This is a genomic window from Streptomyces sp. NPDC058246, from assembly GCF_042881985.1.
In the GTDB taxonomy this organism is placed as follows: domain Bacteria; phylum Actinomycetota; class Actinomycetes; order Streptomycetales; family Streptomycetaceae; genus Streptomyces.
Genome location: NZ_JBHVWZ010000003.1, coordinates 78,255 through 97,673 on the forward strand (window position 1 = coordinate 78,255; position 19,419 = coordinate 97,673).

11 protein-coding genes, 1 tRNA gene and 1 pseudogene are annotated in these 19,419 nt (G+C 63.7%); 7 read left to right on the forward strand and 6 right to left on the reverse strand.

The window, feature by feature from the left end:
- Positions 1-40: 40 nt before the first annotated feature.
- From ACFVXA_RS05360 to ACFVXA_RS05380, 5 genes are all read right to left on the reverse strand, one after another.
- On the reverse strand, positions 41-1,966 hold the full coding sequence (locus ACFVXA_RS05360) for a hypothetical protein (RefSeq protein ID WP_383746483.1): 1,926 nt from the start codon (positions 1,964-1,966) through the stop codon (positions 41-43).
- Positions 1,963-2,535, reverse strand: a complete 573-nt coding sequence (locus tag ACFVXA_RS05365; RefSeq protein WP_383746484.1) for a hypothetical protein — start codon at positions 2,533-2,535, stop codon at positions 1,963-1,965. The genes ACFVXA_RS05360 and ACFVXA_RS05365 overlap by 4 nt, the downstream gene beginning before the upstream one ends.
- Complete coding sequence (locus ACFVXA_RS05370; RefSeq protein ID WP_383746486.1) at positions 2,532-3,911, reverse strand: hypothetical protein; 1,380 nt, start codon at positions 3,909-3,911, stop codon at positions 2,532-2,534. Before ACFVXA_RS05370 ends, ACFVXA_RS05365 begins: the two co-directional genes overlap by 4 nt.
- Before the next feature lie 235 nt (positions 3,912-4,146).
- The gene (locus tag ACFVXA_RS05375; protein WP_383746487.1) at positions 4,147-7,107 is read right to left on the reverse strand and encodes an ATP-dependent helicase; all 2,961 of its coding nucleotides are present in this window, start codon (positions 7,105-7,107) and stop codon (positions 4,147-4,149) included.
- Between the two features lie 448 nt (positions 7,108-7,555).
- On the reverse strand, positions 7,556-9,271 hold the full coding sequence (locus ACFVXA_RS05380; RefSeq protein ID WP_390023886.1) for a hypothetical protein: 1,716 nt from the start codon (positions 9,269-9,271) through the stop codon (positions 7,556-7,558).
- Between the two features lie 768 nt (positions 9,272-10,039).
- Between ACFVXA_RS05380 and ACFVXA_RS05385 the strand changes: the two genes are divergently transcribed.
- The 5 genes from ACFVXA_RS05385 to ACFVXA_RS05405 all read left to right on the forward strand — a co-directional run bounded on the left by ACFVXA_RS05385 (position 10,040) and on the right by ACFVXA_RS05405 (position 16,281).
- On the forward strand, positions 10,040-10,756 hold the full coding sequence (locus tag ACFVXA_RS05385; protein WP_390023888.1) for a tetratricopeptide repeat protein: 717 nt from the start codon (positions 10,040-10,042) through the stop codon (positions 10,754-10,756).
- Between the two features lie 244 nt (positions 10,757-11,000).
- A tRNA-OTHER gene (locus ACFVXA_RS05390) sits at positions 11,001-11,102 on the forward strand.
- Between the two features lie 1,098 nt (positions 11,103-12,200).
- Positions 12,201-13,145, forward strand: coding sequence for a hypothetical protein (locus tag ACFVXA_RS05395; RefSeq protein ID WP_390023890.1), 945 nt, complete (start codon positions 12,201-12,203; stop codon positions 13,143-13,145).
- Between the two features lie 84 nt (positions 13,146-13,229).
- On the forward strand, positions 13,230-13,865 hold the full coding sequence (locus ACFVXA_RS05400) for a DUF6461 domain-containing protein (protein ID WP_390023892.1): 636 nt from the start codon (positions 13,230-13,232) through the stop codon (positions 13,863-13,865).
- A gap of 1,381 nt (positions 13,866-15,246) precedes the next feature.
- Positions 15,247-16,281 (forward strand): DUF6215 domain-containing protein, encoded by a 1,035-nt coding sequence (locus tag ACFVXA_RS05405; RefSeq protein WP_390023894.1) that lies wholly within the window; start codon positions 15,247-15,249, stop codon positions 16,279-16,281.
- A 95-nt stretch (positions 16,282-16,376) separates the two neighbouring features.
- On the opposite strand, the pseudogene ACFVXA_RS05410 reads toward ACFVXA_RS05405, so the two are convergent.
- Positions 16,377-16,926: pseudogene (locus ACFVXA_RS05410) on the reverse strand (HAD family hydrolase); the annotation flags it as partial.
- Positions 16,927-17,370: 444 nt separating this feature from the next.
- On the opposite strand from ACFVXA_RS05410, the gene ACFVXA_RS05415 reads away from it, so the two are divergent.
- Together ACFVXA_RS05415 and ACFVXA_RS05420 are read left to right on the forward strand one after the other, a co-directional pair.
- Positions 17,371-18,585 (forward strand): CapA family protein, encoded by a 1,215-nt coding sequence (locus ACFVXA_RS05415; RefSeq protein WP_383737757.1) that lies wholly within the window; start codon positions 17,371-17,373, stop codon positions 18,583-18,585.
- Between the two features lie 323 nt (positions 18,586-18,908).
- Entirely contained in the window at positions 18,909-19,142 is a 234-nt protein-coding gene (locus ACFVXA_RS05420) for a hypothetical protein (RefSeq protein ID WP_362024316.1), read from the forward strand.
- The last annotated feature ends 277 nt before the right edge of the window (positions 19,143-19,419 follow it).

The window sequence follows — 19,419 nt, forward strand, 5'->3', positions numbered from 1 at the left end:
TGGCGGGGGCCGTCGTTCTTGGCTTGCTGGACTAAGCAGATCACTCATCAGCTGAGGCGATGACCCTCACTTGCCCTTCTCCTGGGTGTCGAACAGTTGAGACCGTCGGGTGACGATAGTCGAACTTAATCCGCGCGAAGTTTCCTTGGTAGTCGTCAGGCAGTTCATTATCAGAGATAATGATTTGCACCGCGCCAGGAGCCTCGTTTACTCCCTTGAGGAGCCGTTTGTAGATGGCCGCACACGTTTCAGTTGCCGTGTTGAGCGCCAAACGTGGTCCGTCAATCATCAGGAGCGACGGGTAACAAGTATCGGTTTCACGCGCCACAGTAATCAACGACGTCCAGTAGGCAATCTGCGTTGCGGTCATGGAGCCGCCGCCGCTCATCAAGGTTTTAGTGAAGACCTTTCCGTTAATCAGTGGCAGGTAGTTCTCTCTATCGAACCCGGCGGATTCCACGGTGGCGATCTTAAGACTTGTAACGGTGCTACGAAACTCTTCCTCGATTCGAGTGAGGACCGACTCCTTATGTGCAGCTAGAGCTGCCCTGCGAACCGCGATGTTCGCCTTTAGGCGCTCTTGCTCTGAGCGATGATTCTTCACCTCTCGTTCAATATCCGCCACGCGGTCCCACTGCTGCAGGGCTACCTCGAAATTCTCCTGTCGAGTTCGCGCGGTAGCCATACGGTCCGATGCATCACTGAATGCCTGAAGCCGGGGCGTAACCCGCTGCGACGTTCGCGTTTCGAGGGTTTCAGTCAGATTTTTGACCAAAGTGTCCCGGTCCACAACCGCCCGCTGTGCCTTCTCCAGTTGCTGCTCTGTCGCCTCAAACTGGGCATCCATTTCGTCCAACTGAAGCTCAAGTTGTCGAAGCTCGTAACTGTCTGCCGCCTGCTCAGGCGAGACAGGATCTGGCTGCAGGCAAAGCCGGCACTGATCCTCTGCCACAGGCCTATTTTTCAGCGACTGCATGCACCGCGGGCAGACTGAAAACTCGATATTCGCCAGCCTGGCTCCGGCGTCGCGCATCCGCTCAAGTCGCGCATGGTCAGCTTTGACACGGCGTTGTTCGAGGGCGATTTCTTCCCGCTCACGGGTCAGGTCTTGAACTGCAGCGCGAGCCTCGGCCAAGGTTCTCTCAGCATCCGTGAGTAGATCCCGGTACACCTGTGTTTGCCGGTCGATTACCGGATCAAGTTCTTCTCGGAGCGAGTTCAATTTTTCCTGCGCGCGCTCTTGCTCCGCAACAGCTTCTTCGAGACTTTGCTCCACCTCCTCCCTAGTGCTCGTGTTGCTGTCGCGCAGAAACGTCAGGATTGCCTCCAGGTTTGCAGCCTCAGCATCGATTTTCCCATTTAGGACGTTTACAGATGACTGCATAGCCAGAATTTCTGGATCCGTCAATTTGAACAGGAGCTCAAAGACCGCCTTCCTCTTCGGGTCATAGTATCCGTCCCGACTATCGGCGATATCCCTATTAACAGCGTACTGCGGAACGTAGACATACTTGAAGATGTCGCCAAATGTCACACGATTTCCAGGCCTACTGCTCTTACTCTTCTGTGCTGCGGCACGAATATCGTCGGGAAGACCCAACTTGCCCAACAGGAAACTATTGAAGCTTAGCTCTCCATCAGTGACGGAATGGTCAGGAAGTCGCTCCCCCGTTCCCATGTCTAGGATGCGTACATTCTTGCTCTTTGCCGCATCCAGGCTGCGCATGATGAGGAACTGCTCGTCACCGATGCTTACATCAATGGCTACATCGTTGACCGCGTCAGTGGCAACCGTCGCGAGACGGGCATCACCAGCTGCGAACCCATACTTGATGAGTTCAAGCAGGGTTGTCTTGCCAACGCCCGTCGGCCCTTCGAGCACGGTGAGATCAGATGCGAACTCGTGCCGCACCTCACCCTCAGTGGTGTGCAATGTAACTGCGTTAAGGCGGAAGTTAATTGTCACCTGATTACCTGCCGATGCGGACGATCCATCAACGATTCCAGCCTTCGATAGATAAGTTCTTTGATGGCGTTTCCAGTCATACCGGATGAGGCATCGGCGATTGCCTCGCTACGCTCGCTCAGTGCTTTCCAGCCGAGTGTCCTACTCATCTCGTCTGCGAGGCGCCTCCCCTCCTTAGTGGTGGCGAGGGCCACACTCCCCTTCCTCCCTCTGGCATACCGCAGGAGTCCGCGTCCAACCAAGGCCCCGATAACCGCGTAGTAGCGGTCGTCCCAGGGGCCGTACTTGTAACGCACCATAGGTGCTTCAACCTCTGTAGGAGTTTCGATGTCCTCCCGAGAGAGATTCAGCCGAGGATCGGATTCCGATAATCCGTCGAGCACCTGCGAGGCTAGTGCTGGATACCTAAGAAGGAAGTCCAACTTTGCCAGCTTCGTCAAGCCGTCGAGTTTGCGTGAATGCCCGGAGGATTTGGTCACGGCGTCTACCAGCAAGAGAATGCGCGCCTGATGGTAAGCCAGGTCTTCTCTGAGCAGTTCCCGTTCTAGGTCCTCGTATGCGATGCTCATGCGGCGCTCCCACGGTTTTCCTCGCGGAGCCGACGGATCTCGCCTTCTACATCGAAACGGTCGCTGAACCAAACTTGGCAGGCGTTCGTCAGATCACTGATGCCACCAAGTAGGAGATCAGCATCCATCCCGACAGGAAGATTTTCTTGCGGGATGCCGTCTAGCAAATCTTGGATGGAGTTCCAAAAATCTGGACCCCATTCACTGTTCGAGCGTACAAGTGGAGTATCCGCCCTGTCGCTTACCCGAAGAAGGAGCCGGCGCAACTTGTCGCGCTCGGCCATCGCAGTGGGATCTCCGGTCAGACGGCCACGCCAATAGCGATGGTAATCCTTCCTGAGCTGTTCACTGCGCTCGATACTGTTGTCTGAGCAGTTCCCTTTCTGCATCTTGACTGCCGCTCGACTCAACCTAATGGGGGAACCGAGTGATTCGTAGGCGGCTGGGTTGGCTACCGCTGTCATGACAGCTATGTCAATATCGTGCATCGTGACGATGCGAGTCGCCAACTCTCGCTCTCTGTCTGCCGATGTAGGCGGACCAGAACCATTAGCGAAAGACAGCACCGGAGAAATGGTTGCTTCAGTCCTGGGGCCAGCAGCACGCATCCGCGTGAAGAAAAGCCCGTAAACAGCATTCCAAACGGCTTCACATGGAACATCGTATCCAAGATGTTCAATGACAGGCTTCGCAAACTTGGTTGGAGCCGCAAACCCAATATCAGCCCGTCGCGTTAGGCTGTGGTGAATCTTTAGCATGGAGAGAAAGCGAGCGACTTGCTGTCGCTGTTTTTCCTCTGCCACTTCACCTTCGCTGCCTTTGACCCAGTCGTCGGGTAGGTGCTTTCCACTGTGGGTGTGGATGGCTGAATGAAGCTTTGCAACAGACGGCAGGTAATCGTTGTGAAGAATCACCTCACGCCCTGTCTGTCGCACCTCTCGCAATGTGTTCGTCGCCGCTTCGAGATCCTGTGGGTCTCCGCTAGCAATTCCGCCAGTCGTTGTCAGCCTGCAAGTCGGCTTTTCTTGCAGAGCACGCCAGCGGAGGAAGAGATGCGCGAGGCCTCCGTCATCAGCGAGCTGGTTGACTGTGCGATAAGCGTCTACAGATGGGTCTCGGTGCTTGGCAGAGACGAGCTCTGCGGCATCACCGTCAAGTGCTACCCAGTCTTCGTGGTACTCGCAGAGAATGCGCCTACCTTCGTCATCCCGGAGGCGCTTATCAGGGCCCAAAGCGTCAAGATACATCTGCAAGCCATCCGCGGCGGCCATAGATGCTTGCCAGTCGTAGCGATCGAGTGTGTTGGCCCCGGCGTCATCGGGTTGCGGCACCGTTACAACTAGCTCAGCGGCCGTCAGCTCCGGTTGTTCAGACAACGTGCCCCCACCCTGTCTCGCTCTGAACCGTTCGTAGATCTTGGCACGAGAGCCCCGCATGCGCAGCAGTGCTGACATAGCGGCTCAAGGCTGTCTGGCACGCGGTCTGCCAGTTCTACGGCGCGCTCCCCTGTGCCCGAGCCGCGCTCAGCAGGGGCAGCGTCAAGGATTGACACAAGTCAGCCGCTGCCGTCTGCCTCGCTACCGCGGCCCGGACTAGCCTTTCGCTTAGGGCCTACTTGCCAGGGCCGGTCTGCGAGAAGGCGGACATCAGCAGGTACTCCTTACCGCCGTCGCTGGTCGGCAGGTGAAGCTTGGGCGGCTCCTGTGAGGTCGCAAACAGCTGCACCTGCTGCGGGCAGATCTGGGCGAAGTCGCATCCACCGCACTTCCGTGCCGAGGCGCGCTGAGGGAAATCTCCTGCCATGATTCGGTCCACCGCCCAGTCCACGTTGGCAACCGCCGCGTCGATGGCGTCGCTGTCGACGGGAACCGACACCCGCCGGCCGTCCTTGAGAAGGTGTACGGCGCCGGTTCGGGCGTGCATCCCGTACACCTGGACAGCGCCACGTGCATAGAGCTGAACCTGCAGGGAGAGGTCCTCCCAGTGGAGGTCGGGGTTGTTGATCGGCTCGGGGCCCCCCTCCATGGTCTTGAAGTCGATCACTGACGCTTCGCTGATCTGGTCCGAGTCGTCAAGACTGAGGAGCAGGTCGATGGCCCCGGAAATGACCGCTCGATTCACAGGCACCTCAAAGGGAAGCTCTACCTGCCGCTTCCGCTCGAAGTCCTTTGAGTACTGGTCGACGTATCCAGCCACGATGTTCGCCGAACTCTGCTTCGCCCGCTCAAAGGCGCCTGGTCGGTTCACCGGATCCTGGCTCGGGGCGACGTGCTTGAGGTGGAAGAGGTCTTCGGCCACGGTCTTCGCCTCGACAGAGCTAGGCGCTTGGTCCTTGTAGAGCTGGTGAACTTTGCCCACTGCCGCATGGACCGCGCGTCCAAAGCCGAAGAGCTCCGTGATTGGCGGGGCGAACCCATGCACCACGCTCAGCTTGTATGCATGGGGGCAGCGCATGTAGGTGTGAATCTGGGAGTACGTGGTGGGCAACACGGACTCGTCGCCTCGCCTGGACGGAACGGCGGGCGAGGGCATCACCCGCGGTGGGGCGGCCGGGTCGAGAAGATCGCGACGGATTTCGGGATGCGTCAGAATGGCCGCGTACGGGGAGACCTTCTTCGCCTGCGAACCTCCGGGCATCCACTCTGACCCCGTGACGTAAAGGAAGCGTTCGGCGCGGGTGATGGCCGTGTAGAACAGCCGGGCCTCACTGGGCCGTTCCGTCTTGTAGCTGCCCTTGCTGAGCGCCTCCTGCACCAGCGGAGCTGGAATCCACCCCTCGTATGAGCGCTTCCTCCCGGGAAAGCGATCGCCCGTGACATCCACCACGAAGACGACTGGAAACTCCAGGCCCTTTGCCCTGTGGACCGTGGAGACCGTCACTGCGTCCGGTCGGGCCATCATCTGATTGTCGGTCTCGTAGCCCTTGCCGGCCACGTTATCCAGGAAGTTCAGAAGCTCTCCGAACCGGGCCTTGCCATCGACTGAGAGGTACACCGACTCGAAGTCTGTGAGGATCTTGCTGAAGGTGCCCAGATCCGACATGACGCCGTCGCCGAACCCACTGACGGCGATGCCAAAGGCCTCCAACAGGTCGTGTAGCAGCTGCTGGGGGAAGAGTCGTTGCCGGGGGACCCCCGGTGCGACTGGAGCGTGAATGCGGCGACCCCAGTCGGCGAAGACCTGCCTGCTCCGGCCTAGATCGGCGCAGGGGAATGCAGCGCTCAAGCCGGCGTTGAAGAGTCCGTCCACTTGTGTACGGTCTGGGTTCCCGTGACGCAGTAGCTTGAAGGCGGCGAGCACGGCTGCGGGCTGGGCCCGGTCGAAGAGCTGGCCTCCTGCATTGAGGGCGTACTCGATGCCCCGGGTTTCGAGGGCGCTGATGAACGCGGTGTGGCGTTTGGTCCCGTCGGTCTCGGACATGTTCGTCGACCGCATGAGAATCGCGAAGTCGGCGGGGGTCAGACCGCGCACGGTCCCGTCTGGCTCCTCGTAGCGAGTCCCGAGGAGTTCCTTGATCCGGTCACCAACGAAGGCCGCCTCCTCCATCCGTGTAGAGAACCGCAACACGCCGAACTCACGTGGGTCGCGGTCCACAGCGGCGGTCAGTTGCTTCTGCAGCCGGGTGGCGCCCAACTCCTGCCCGGCGAACGTGCTGGCGGCCTCGACGATGGCCGACGTGGACCGGAAGTTGGTGAGCAGCGGGTGCACAGCTGCATTCGGGTAACGCTGGTCGAACTCCTGGATGTTCGTGATGTCCGCACCACGCCATCCGTAAATCGCTTGATCATCGTCACCCACCACAAAGAGGGTGTCCGACTCTCGGTGCATCAGCTCGATCAGACGCTCCTGCACGACGTTCACGTCCTGGTACTCATCCACGAGGACGTGCTGGAGAGGGGCAAGCGCCTGTACCGCCCCGGCTTCCTTACCCTCAAGCGCCTCGACCACGAGGCGCTGCATCAGCGAGAAGTCGATGAAGTTGTCGCTCTCCATCTGTGCCCGAAGACGCTCCAAGGCGTCGCCCAGCACAGCGTCTTCGGCACCAATCTGCGCGGGATCGAGCAGTTCGTCGTTCATCATCGTCCAGGCACTACTGACCTGCTTGAGCGTCTCGAAGTATCCACGCGGCGTGCCCTTCTTAGTGCTGTGCTGTGCGCGCAGTGGGTGCAGGTTGAGCTTGGGGTAGCGAGACATTAGGTACATCTGAAGCTGCATGGCGTCGAGGACGTCGAACTGCCGGTACTTGGCATCCATGTCACCGAGAACGCGACGGCACCAAGCGTGGATGGTGCCGATGTACATGCCGCCCACCAAGAGCGGGTCCAGGCCGCACACCCTGAGCGCCTGCGCCACCCGGTCCTTGATTGTCTCGGCTGCCTTGTCGGAGAAAGTGAAGGCAACCAGCGATTCTGGGAGTGCCCCAGAGGCCACGAGGAAGGCTACTCGGGCAGCAAGCGTTCGCGACTTACCAGACCCAGCGCCAGCCAGCGCGAGAATCTCAGGGCTTGTCGCAATGGCCGCGGGGAGCTGATCTGGGGTCAGCCACCCGCTCAGCGCCTGCTTGACGTTCAACGGGAACTCCACTGTTCGGACGGGTCGTTGCGTCTGAACACCCTGTCAGGTGGGTCTGACATCGGAGGCGGGTTCGTGGAGACTTCGTGAGTACCGCCGCGATGTTCCGTCGCCAGCTTCCGTGCTCCGATACGGCCACACCGGGCGCTGAAGCGAGCAGGGCGCGCGTCCATCGCACACTCAGCGGCCCACGGCCGCGGGGCCCGTCCAAGGCCTCCGCGCACGGTATGCGATAGAGATTGCCCCCACTCCGGGACAGTCGCAGGGAACGCACAGGTCAGGGCCGGTCTCCCCGATCTTCAGGGCATGTCCTCCGGAGCCGCTGCACTACAGCAGCGAAGTACGGCAGCCACCGCAAGGCCACGCGAGCTTTCGTTGCTTGGGCGTCAGCCCCCGAGCGGCCGATATGACGGACCGCTGAGCGTGACAGTGTCGGAGCGGGGGTCGCTCATGTGCATCCGGCGTCGTTTTTCGGCCGCAGGCCCGGATCGCGGACCATCGCGGTGATCTCGGCGGCGGCACGCTCAGCACGGCCTGGGCGGCGCAGTCGTCGCTCCAGCGGCGGGAAGCCGACACTGCCGACGGGGGCGTCGTCAACGTTGGTGCGGCAACGGACGATCAGCTCACCTTCGGGGGTGTAGACAGCGCGGATGACATCCGCCCACGGGAGGTGGGCAGTACGCCACAGGCCGCGAACGTGCAGTCCATTGGAGTCGGCGGTGATCCGCCAGATCATCATCCGGAGGCAGACGCTCACCCAGTACAAACCACCTAGCGACCAGATGGGCAGCTGCCACCACGTAGGGGAATCCGTGAAGAGCGTCCCCAGCAGCATGATGGCCACGACGAGGAGCGCCGCTCCGACGGAGCGCGCCACCGGGCCTGCCTGCCACCGGACCGGTCCCGTGGTCGGGGTCATCGTGGCGAGGGCGTCTTGGACGCGGGCCTCAGCGGCCCGGCGGTGTGCGGCCGTGCGTGCTGTGCCGGGACGGTGTACCCCGGGCTTGCCCGTGCCGTCGGGAGAACCGTGCCGTATCGGGGACGCGGTCCCCTCGACGAGCCACTGCCCCGACTCCGTTGCGCTCGCCAGAATCAACTCACCTCCCTCGCGAGGTGCACCGTAGAGCAGGGCTTGGCGCAGTGCCGTGCGGGTGCGGGTGTGGGGCTCGTAGCTCAGCACCGGACGCAGGGTGGCGGTGTCGTCGGCGGCGAATATCTCCGTACGCCCCTGATCGTGACGGGTCAGGACGCGCAATACCGGGACCGGGGCGCGGTGCAGCGCCACCGCCCGGCGGCGGGAGAGCAGGCCCGAGCCAAGCACGGTGACACCGAGCCCGGCGAGGACGAGTGCCAGCGCCTGACGGCCGGTGCGGTCGCCGTAGGGCTCAGTGGCGAGCCGCATCCAATCGCCGTGCATCAGCACCGGCACGCTACTACCGACCCGATAGCTGCCCTGCGCGTCGAACCTGTGTCGTGTGTTATCGGAGAGGCGGACGGTGACGGTGTAGTCGTCAGTGTTGTAGGCCACGACTCGGGCGTTCTCCGACGTGGCGGTACGAGCCAGGCGGTCGTCTGCCCAGTCGTCCACGACGACGGTCGTAATCAGGGCACCGGCCACCGCGCACAGGATCGCCCCCGCAATGCCGCGGACCAGGCCCCGGCGCCAAGGGCGGACGTCGTCCGTCGCCGGGGCAGGCACCGTGATGCCGCCGGCCGCGTCGAGCACGAGCGAGCGTTGGCGGCCGCGCGCCCGCAGCCGCGCCACGACGGCCGCCCAGCCCCAGCACAGCCCCGCCACAACGACGGCGTCCGCGATCTTCTCGGCCGGCCCACCCAGCCAAATATCGGGATTGCTCATCCAGATCAGCAGCAACGGAGCGGATACGAGCGCGAGTTCCGGTAGCACAAACAACCACACCAGGTGCGGCAGGAAGAGCATCGATCCGGCCGCATCGAGCCAGTCCGCCCCACAAGGCGCTGCCACCGTGCACATCGAGTCGGGCGAGAAGATCACCGCCGCCATGGCCACCGCCACCAGCAGCACCACAGCCGGCCCCACCGGCCGCGCCCACGCGGGCACCCGGACGTCCGCCCACCGCCTGGCATCGGCGGACACCCAGGGGCGAGCGGGAACATCCGCATACGGCACTGAACTCGTCGTCACCCGCGCATTATTCGTCACGGTTGTATGCCCCCTGCGCCTGGGGCCACCCCGAGTAGTACGCCCGGTGGCGAGCGCCGATCGATACTGCCGTTGGTCTCAGTTCCGGTCTCATTCACTGACGATCGCGAGTGTTCGCGACCGTTCGCCGCTCCCACGCGCTCCTCACGCGCGGACGGGCGGCACGTCGGGGGCTGTCGCCCCAGGACAGCCACACTGGACGAGTCCGGCCCAAGTTGCTTGGGGACAAGGCAGTCTCTGGCCCACGGCGCCCAGAGTCTTTGTCCGCACGTGGGAATGGGCCAGCACAGCGTCCAGTCGTGGGCTCGCTGCGACACAGCTCCGACACAGTGTGTGTATCCGTACCACAAGGGACTGGCTCCCGCGCAGGTCAGGCGGGGCGCGAGGCTCGATCGGCGCAATCACTCCGGAATCACGAACAGCCGCGAACTCGCTGCCGAGAAGAAGCATCGCTACAGCTCTGAGCCAGCCGCTCAGGAGTATCAGGCACGTCTGCGCGCGGTCAGCCAAGAGAAGCCCGGCTTCCTGCCTCAGTAGCGAACTCAGGTGGCTGAGTACGCTAGGTGGCCGCCGCGCACCCCAGTTGGCCCATCCGGTGCTGCCGACGGTTCCCGCTCCTTGGTCGAACACCAGGCGCAATATCCATATCCTCCGGCCATGAGATTCTTCCGACCGCGCGCCAAGCGGACGACTGAACCCCCTGTGTCGCGGGCCATGGCCCTGTACAGGGCCGGGCGCTACGCAGAGGCGGTGACCGAGGCCCGTGCCGTGGCCCGGTCGCTGCCACACGATGACACGTACGCCCCGCTGGCATGGAGCATCGTCGCAAACGCGACGGGCGCCCAGGGCCGCGACGCCGACGCTCTCGCCATATACGACGAAGTGCTGCCGGCCGTCGGAAAGACTTTCGGAGCTGATCACTGGCAGACCCTGAAACTGCGCTCCGACCGTGCCCAGACGCTGGCCAAGCTCGGTCGGTACGCCGAGTGTGAGGCAGAGTGTGCGGCCGTCGCCAAGACCGCGAGCGGCGGTACAGGGGAGTTGCAAAATGTAGTAAGGGCCGCCAGTAACGGGCTGGTCTTCGCGCTCAGCGCGCAGGAGCGCCACCCGGAGGCCGAGGCACACGCCCGCGAGATCCTGGCCGCCTATCCTGAACCGGACCGGCTGACTCTGGCATTGCGGCTCGGCCTGGCACGCAGCCTCAACGGTCAAGCCCGCCACGAGGAGGCCCTCGTCGAGGCGCAGGGCGCCCGTGAGCTGTGCCGCAGCCTGCCCGCGGAAGAGATCCGCCCGGAGACGGGCGCCATCGAGCTGGCCGTGGCCACCGCCCTCGTGGGGCTACGCCGCGGCGCCGAAGCTCGCCTTCAGGCCGCAGCTGTTCACGATGCCTGTCTGGCCTCATTCGGCCCGGACCATCACCGCACAGTCGAGGCTCAGGCCCTGCTCGACCGAATCGACGGCGCCTGATCGGACGGGCACCGCGACTCCGAACAGGGGTGTCCCCGGTGTCCGACTGTCCGGTTATGGCCCTCATCTGCACAAACAGCCCGGACAGCTCAGGGTGGCGGTGTCAGGGCTGTCCGGTCACAGACGGGCTGTAACACCCACGGGGGTGTTACAGCCCGTCGGCGGAGCCGACCTCTTCAATGGGCGCAGGAGCCAGAGGCGACTTCCGACTTCGCACTATCTGCGATACACGAGGGCACCAGACGCCTCCGGAGATCAAGGAACCCGCTGATCAGAGCCGATTCGCAAGCCGAACTCTGATTGTGCTCCGGAGCCGTGTGCGCAGGTTCGAATCCTGCCGGGGGCACTCACATACCACCTACCAAAATTGGTACGTGACCAGGGCGGATGCCGACGTGAGAGAGCGGGAGTCAGTCTCACTGACTCCCGCTCTTTCTCGTTGTCTCTCGGTATTCGCGACACACCTCCGACACACCATGGGTACCGTCGCCCTGAGGTGCGAGCGGGTGCCAATGCGAGCGATCAGGGAAATGGATGGCTCAGACGACGGGGCGGCCGCTACGGTCTGCGTATGGACGAAGCCCTCTCGTTCGGCAGTTTCCTTGAGGGTGCGCAGAAGAATGCTCACAGGGCCATGGCGGATCATGCCCGCGGCGAGTATCCACGATGCTGTCTCGCTGACGGCGATCGCCGGCCAGGGGCAAGGCGGAAGCCTCGACCCGCTCCCCTAACGACACGTTGATGGCGCCAGCCAGCTGGTGGTCGTTCTGAAGCTCTGTTTCGAGAAGGACGTCGCCCCCCTCTTCGGCTGACCTTGACAGTCCGCCGTGGCCACGAGCCATGAGAGGACCTTGAGCGATAAAAACCCGACAAGGTCCATTGCTGTCCGAAACTGATCGTTGGCGGCGTGATCATGTCGTGATTCGGTGGCCCGGAATGACAGGCCCGATCAGCAAAGTGACATGGGGGGAACTTTGCGCAGCATAAATAAGAGACCTCTGGGAGTGATTGCGGCGTTAGTGGTCGCGCTACTTTCTCCCGGCACCGCTCACGCCGACAACAGCGTCTTCGAAACAGTCGATAGGCGCGGTGGCAGATGCAGGACGGGCGAGAGGAAGTGACGTTCAGCGAGAACTCCGCAGTCAGCCGTCAGACTTCCAGAAGCTTCCCGTAGTGAATCAGGCGTCCTCAGAGTCTGACTGCGCTGAGACGAGGCGCAATCTCGAGGCGCTCAGGGAAGCGGGACAGAGGCGGGCCGTTTGCGTCGAGTGGCAGACGCCGCAAGAGATGGCGAAGACGCAGGGAGTGTCACGTGCGTCTGCGGCAGGTGTCGTGTGGTGTGGAACGCAGGCGCGGAACCAGGTGTACGTGACCCGCTATTCTATTTGCTCGATACGCGGCGTCGTCATCGTCCTTATGGACACGACCAGACACGACCACGGGCATGATCTTCGGGAAGGCCTACGGCACCGTAGAGCAGGAGATCGATACGCAGAACGCGATCCCCGATTTCTTCGAGTACATGAACTTTAGTCTCACAAGTGCCGACGTCGGGACTTCCGGGATGACAGTGCAGGTGGACTCGACTTGCTCGCTCGACTCTAGCTGCAAGGAGACCTCGGGGCCTTGGACCACACCTCGACCGATTACGGTCGGTGGCTCGATCGACGGCGGCATCACGCGTTCGTGGACCGGGGCCCAGACACATGGGGCCGAAAAGGCCTTCCTCATCAGCTACGAGCTGACCGTCAATGTCGGAGGGCTTAGTGGCTCTACTAGCTGGGGAGGCGATGGCGAGCCTGGCGACGGTCAGTACTGGGTGCGCTGCGACTTCAAGGTAAGCGCCCGTGCAGGTTGCGTCGCCTCAGCATTCACCCCCACCTTCGAGGTGAGCAAGCAATACTCGGAGGCTCGCCAGTACATCGGCATGGTCCAAGCGAGCATGTCTACCCATCCGGGCTGGGAAGGTCGCGGTCAGCCGCTACACCGTGAGTCGAACGAGGCAGAGGCGACGAAGAACCGCAACGTCGTCTGCGACAACACGTTCACCGCCAACAGGAGCACCCCTCCGCCGGCGCAGTGTGATGAGTGGCCGTTCGCCAAATCGAAGGAGAGCGGCAGGCAGCTTGGGGTCAGAACTGGAACGGAGTGTCAGCAGTACTTTGTCGGCTCTGAGACCATCGACGGCAAGGTGCACCTGTATCTCTCATGGCCTGGAATGAACCAGGGAAAGATGCCTCCCGCGGCGGCAAAGTGTGCCCGCGCTAGCATGCCGAAGGACCAGAATGAGGGCGTGGGCGGCGATCTCGGGCGGTTCACGACAGAGCAGCGTCTCCTTGGGAAGGACCCATACTGGGTAAATGCTGGACAGCCCGTAAACGCTGGATAGCCTAGCAAGCGCACCGCTGCGCGGTTCGGCCCGTGATTCTGCGGGCCGGGTCGTGCTTTTCCAGGTAATCGATCGAGGTGGCCCATGAGCACTGAGATATTTCCGAACACACAGCTTTACGGCGCAGGGTATTGCGTCATTTTCGCGCGGGAAATTTCCCCGGTCGAGCTGCTTTCCAGGGTGTCGGAAGGTCAGATTGATCCAATCTACTTGAGTAGGCTCGATGCAGAGGCCATCAAGGCGTTCGGAGAGGAAATCGACGAAGAGGATGTTCCTGATCTGGATTTTGATGCGCTGCAAAGCAGTGGCATGCTTGTTAGCGGCGGGCCACTCTTGCGTGCCGGTGCCCACAATGACTGGGCATTCGTTGTCGAATCCGAAGGCCCATACCTCGCAAAAGAGGGAATTCTGAAGTCTGCATCCCGCGGCACTGTTGCTCTCTCTGTGCAGCTGAGTGAGACAACGGCTGCATGGATCTCGTATGCGGAAAATGGTGAGATCCTCTCGTCCTTCGATCCACTCTTCCCCGAGAATGACTACGGGAAGGAACCGTCTACCCTTGAGGAACTCACCGGATACCGGGAAGCCATCAGCGGCGGGGACCGTGCGGAATCCTACGAAAACGCCCTTCGGAAGATTCAAGAGGCACTGCAATGCGCAGTACCTCAGGAAGCAGATGCTGCTCGCCTACTAGCGGTTCGTATCGCTGGTGGATACTGAACAGGGAGGCCTGCGTCAGTTCCAGACCCAGTTGTCATATGCCGCCGATGCGCGCTTAGAAGCCATCTCATTTGGATGACTCACTCTCGCAACCTTGAGGCTGTAGCACCATCTTCTGCGAGTATCTGAGCAATCTGCGCGTTGGCAGCTGCCTCATGGCCGTCGATGCAGCCGTGGTATCGGCGATGGATAACCTCAGGAGAATTGCCTACGCGGCGGGCAACTTCCGCGATTGGGACCCCTGCGTTCAGTCACCGCGTGATGCACGCATGCCGCAGGTCGTACGGGCGTCCGGCGAGCGGCGATTCGACACGACCCGGCGGGAGGGCGTACTCCCGTGCTTCCTCCCACACTCGCCAGTACGTGGATGAGCCGACGACTGCCCCTCGCTCGTTCCCGAACACCCGCCCCCTCCTTGGCAGTCCCGAACTCGTCCAGGTGCGCTCGGAGGATGGCGACAAGGACCGGCGGAATGGGAACCGGGCGGTCCACGGCTGCCTCTCGCGCTTTCAAGCCCCGGCGGTCGTGCCGCTCCCCCGAGTCCGTCCACTGCTTGCCAGAGACGGGACGCGTCTCACGCAGCGTCAGCGTTCCCCAACCTTCTTCGGGCAGGTGGCAGTCCGACAGACGGAGCCCGACCGCCTCAGAGGGCCGGAGGCCCGCGTAGTAGAGCACCGCGTAGAACGCGACCAGGCGCCGACCACGGTTGCGCCCCGATGACCCGACGTACGAGACAGCGGTGAGCAATTGCCGCCCCTGTACGGCGTTCACGAGAACGCGCCTGTCCACCACATTGTCCGAGCCCATGCGCTTCCTGCGGGCCCGCTGGAGTGGATTCTCCGCGAGCTCCCCGAGGTCCACCGCATGTTCGAGGGCGGTGTTCAGCGCGCGGCGCCGCCGCTTGTACGTCTCGCCTGCCGCGCGGATGCCGTCAAGCCTGTAGCTGAGGCGGTACTGCACATCCTCAATTACCACCGCGTCGGCCAGGTCGAGGACCGGGCGGTCCGACGTCGTCAGCCACTCGTATGCGGCCCTTAACTCCGCCGGCGGCTCCTCCCCCGCGTTCGCGGGCACGATGCCCCATCGGAACGCGAGCCGGAAGTCCGTGTCTTGCGGAATGCCCTCTCCACGCTGGACCATGGCGAGGGCTACGGCCGCGAGCCCGTCCGCCATGCTCTCGCGCGACTTGGCCCCGCTGGTGCGCCACCGGCCTGCGATGTACTTCCGGCAGAACTCGCACCATCGCAACGGCGGCTTAGCGTCCCGATCGCCGATCTCGGGATCGTCGGCTTGGCGTCTTTTGCTTCGGCAGGACCTGCACGTGCCCGGAACTGTGGCTTCCATCATGGCGAATGTGATCTTGTCCTGGTGAGATCGCCGGATGCTCGGTTTCCTCCTCCGTCTCCTGCCGTTCTGGGTCCGCGAGCCCCTGCTCATCGCGATCGGATCTGTCCTCGGCGTACGCATCATGTATCTCGCCGTCCGCGATCACGATCGGGGTGCGGCCGGTCTCGGCGTGGTGTTCCTCGTGTTCACCGCCATACGCGTCTACGTGGTGATCCGGGCCCTGCGCGCACGCCGGAACCCGAGCCCGACAGCCTCCGCAGACGGGGCGGCAGTCGATGCTGCCGCCCAGCCCCAGCCCCAGCCCCAGCCCCAGCCCCAGCCCCAGCCCCAGGCCGGAACCGGACCGCATCCCAGCCCGGGCACTCCGGAGAAGGAGCACAACGCATGGAGCCAGGCCGTCGCGGCCGTGGCCGTGTTCGGGGCACTCGCGGCCGCGCTCTGGTTGGCCCCACGCTTCATGCCGTCCGACGCCAACGTCCCGCAGCCCGCCTCGTGTTCGGGCGGAGCACACGAGGAGCTTCCGAAGGCCTACAAGGGCACGCCCCGGCCTGTGACCGGTGAAGAGCTGTGCAAGGCGCTCAACCGGCCAGACCTGGCCAAGCTCCTTGGAACGCCTGGAGAGACCGCGACCACTGCTTCCAGCACCAACAACACCGCTCCTCTGACTGATGGGAAGGTGGCCGCACCGGAGGCCGAGGTCACGTTCGACACGTACACCGTGAATGTCTCGGCCACTTACAACCACCTGTCGACCGACCAGTACGTGAAGCTGATGAAGTTCGGGGATGAGAAGGACATCAAGACGCTTACGGTTCTCGGTCGGCCCGCGGTCCTCTCCTCGGATCACACCATGAAGCTCGAGATCAATCTCGGGAGTGGCGGATCCGGCGGACCGGTCGAAGAAGGCCCCCTGGCCAGGACGCTGACCATGGCCCTGGACCGTAATGACCGAGGCGGCTACTGCGACATCACCGTGTGGAGCACGTCCGGAGCCCTCCCGAACGACAGCGCTCTCCTCAACATCGCCGAGAAGGTTCTTCCGAGGATCCCCGAACGACCTGTCCGATGAGACGCCGAAGACATCTCGGCGAAAAGATCGGTCCAGTCGCGCCGCAGGCGACGGCATCAGTCTTGTGACGGGATACGTGCCGCAATCTCCTCGGCTCAGCGCCCGGCCGACGGCCAAGGGGCACTGCCAGTCCCAACCTGCGGTGACCTGCAGCCGAGTGACTGGTCAGACGAGCCCAGCCATGGCCGCCGCGGACGAGTGTCGACCGGAGAGGCACCCGCCTCGCGGCGCAGCGCGCGGTCCGGATTCACCGCGTGCGGATATCCGACGGACACCAGCGTCGGCAGGTCGGTCGCCGAAGCGCTGCGCGTAGCAGCGCGCGAGGTCGTACCCCTCGGAGGCGGCCAGTTCCTTGGTCGTCTCCGCCTTCGTCGGTCCGTAGGCGTAGTACTCCACCTCGCGGGTGATGCAGCCGTCCTCGCCCACGATCATGCGCGTCGCCACCACGCGGTCCGTGCCGAGCAGCTCGCGGATCGGCTCCACCACCTCGCCCGACGTGGACACGATCACGACATCGCGTCCGGCCGCGTGGTGCTCCTCGATGAGGGACGCCGCTTCGTCGTAGATGATCGGGTCGATCAGGTCGTGCAGCGTCTCGGCGACGAACTCCTTGACCTGCCGGACGATCCAGCCGCGGCACAGCGCGAAGGCTCGCGGCGGGTGGCGGAACCTGTGCAGGAGCGCGAAGGCGGCTTCGACGACCCGGCCGGCGATGGACACCCCCGGGCTGGTGCCGTGCTCGGTTGCGCGGCGGGCGGTGACCGGCCGGATGCCCAGGTGCCGTAGTCGGCGGCGGTAGGTGCCGTAGGCGCGGGCGTGGGCTCTGACTCTGTAACGTCACGCCAATGCCAGGAGGGACTGCAGGACGGCGCCCACGTCGCGGCTTGTGTGGTCCGTCGGCTTGTCTCTCACGTTGTCTGGGGGACCGGATGGGATGCCGCCTTGCTGGACGCTATGGCCACCCGCTCAGCTAGTGGCCGGTGCCGCGAGGCGGCTCGGACGGCGGCGAGCGCTAACGGGAACGGCGTCGGAACACGCCGGTGGATGACCCTGCGTGAAGGATGGGTGCCCGCTTCGTAGCATGAGCCGATGATCACGTCCGGTGGAGAGCGCCCCCAGCAGCGGCGCGAGCGGCAGAAGGCGGTGCGCCGTCACCGCCTGTTCGCCCTCGGCCTGGTCGGGACCGGTGTGGTGGTCGGTCTGGCGGTCGTTGCGGCGTTCGTGTTCCGCGCCGGCTCCGAAAGCGCAGCCTCCGTGGGTTCCGAGGGCGCAGCCTCCATCGGCTCCTCCCATGCCGCCCTACGGGCGACCGGGATCCCGGCGTCCGGTGCACCAGCGGCGCCGCGCCCTACAGGCAACGTGCGGATCGCTGCCGTGGGGGACATCGTGATGGGCTCGCTGCCGGACGACCTGCCGCCGGATGGCGGCGCCTCATTCTTCGACCCGGTCGACGACCTGCTCACCGGTGATGTGGTGCTCGGGAACCTGGAGGGCACTCTCACCACCGGCGGCCCCAGCAAGTGCGAGGACAACGACAGCCCGAACTGCTTCGCGTTCCACGCCCCGCCGTCGTACGGCCGCTGGTTCAAGAAGGCCGGGTTCACGGTCATGAACGTGGCGAATAATCATATCGACGACTTCGGGGCGGAGGGACGGCGCGAGACGTTCGCCGCCCTGCGCTCCGTGAACCTGCCGTTCACCGGCCGCCTGGGCCAGATCACCATCCAGCGGGTAGGCGGCATCCGGGTCGCACTGATCGGGTTCGCTCCCGACCGAGGGGCGAACGACCTCACGAACATCCCCGCCGCAAAGCGACTCACCGCCCGCGCCGCGACGATGGCGGACATCGTGGTCGTGACGATGCACGCCGGCGCGGAGGGCTCGGACCGCACCCACGTAGAGCCCGGCACCGAGTACTTCCTCGGCGAGGACCGCGGCGACAGTTACCGCTTCAGCCGTGCGGTGATCGACGCCGGCGCCGACCTCGTCGTGGGCAGCGGCCCGCACGTGATGCGGGGAATGGAGTTCTACAAGGGCCGACTGATCGCCTACAGCCTGGGCAACTTCACCGGCTACAAGGTGCTCAGCCTCGGCGGCACACTCTCGACCAGCGGCGTGCTGCAAGTCACCCTCCGCGCCGACGGCACCTACGCGTCCGGGCGCCTGCGCCCGACACAGATCGTGGAGCCCGGCACGCCGGAGCCGGGCGGCGAGGCGATCGATCTCGTCTCCGGCGTGTCGGAGGAGGACTTCGGCTCGCACGCCGCCCACATCTCGGCGGACGGGACGATCCGGCGCCCGTAGTCGGGTGCCGTGGACGGCTGCCTCGCCGAGCCCGGCCTGAGCATCAGAACGTGAACATCAGAACGTGAGCATCAGAACGCTCGACGTCTCAGTGCCGATGTGGCGGCACGCATACGAGCCGCAGGGCCCAATGGCTGCTGGACCTTATCGATGGCTCGGCCCCGATATAGAATCGAATTGTGCGCGGTGAGCAGGGCGAGAACCTTTACGACGTCTCCCTGAAGGACTGACGCGCCCGCGAAGTGGTGAACCACTGCCGCTGACGCAGGCCCTGGCGTCCGCCGGGAACTCCGGCTCTGATGAGGGCCGCGCAAGGAGTTCGTATGACCAGTCCACACGAGATCGATCCGCGCGCATTCGACGATCCGCGCAACGTCTTTCCGACCGACGAAGAGTTCTATGCGAGCGGGCGCCCGGCCCACCCCGTACTGCCGGAGGACCGGCCCCGGGGAGGCGGGCCCGCGACGCCGCTGAAGCAGCGGGGAACATGGGCGACCGTCGCGCTCATCGCCGGCATCATCCTGCTGGTCCTCATCGGGATCGCGTTGTTCCCGTGAGTGATCGAAAGGAACGAAAGGCATCGATGATCATCCAGGGCCATCGACAGTCTCGCTAGCCGTCACTAGTCGTCGCAGGTCATTAGCCATGGATGGTCATCGGTAGTCATCGGTAGTCATCGAGAGTGACTCAGAGCCACCGTCTTCTTCATGAATGAGGTGGTGCGTATCTCGCCACGCAGGACGCGCTCACAACTACTCACAGGACACGCTTCACCACTACTCATGGCCGATCATGATGGCCGATCATGACGCGAGCCCCGGATCGCTCCTGGGC

What these genes read in the sequence shown, in the direction of transcription:
- ACFVXA_RS05365 (WP_383746484.1), bottom strand. Translation starts at nt 2,535, where the DNA reads ATGAGCATCGCATACGAGGACCTAGAACGGGAACTGCTCAGAGAAGAC.
- ACFVXA_RS05395 (WP_390023890.1), top strand. Translation starts at nt 12,201, where the DNA reads ATGATCTTCGGGAAGGCCTACGGCACCGTAGAGCAGGAGATCGATACG.
- ACFVXA_RS05400 (WP_390023892.1), top strand. Translation starts at nt 13,230, where the DNA reads ATGAGCACTGAGATATTTCCGAACACACAGCTTTACGGCGCAGGGTAT.
- ACFVXA_RS05405 (WP_390023894.1), top strand. Translation starts at nt 15,247, where the DNA reads ATGCTCGGTTTCCTCCTCCGTCTCCTGCCGTTCTGGGTCCGCGAGCCC.
- ACFVXA_RS05415 (WP_383737757.1), top strand. Translation starts at nt 17,371, where the DNA reads ATGATCACGTCCGGTGGAGAGCGCCCCCAGCAGCGGCGCGAGCGGCAG.
- ACFVXA_RS05420 (WP_362024316.1), top strand. Translation starts at nt 18,909, where the DNA reads ATGACCAGTCCACACGAGATCGATCCGCGCGCATTCGACGATCCGCGC.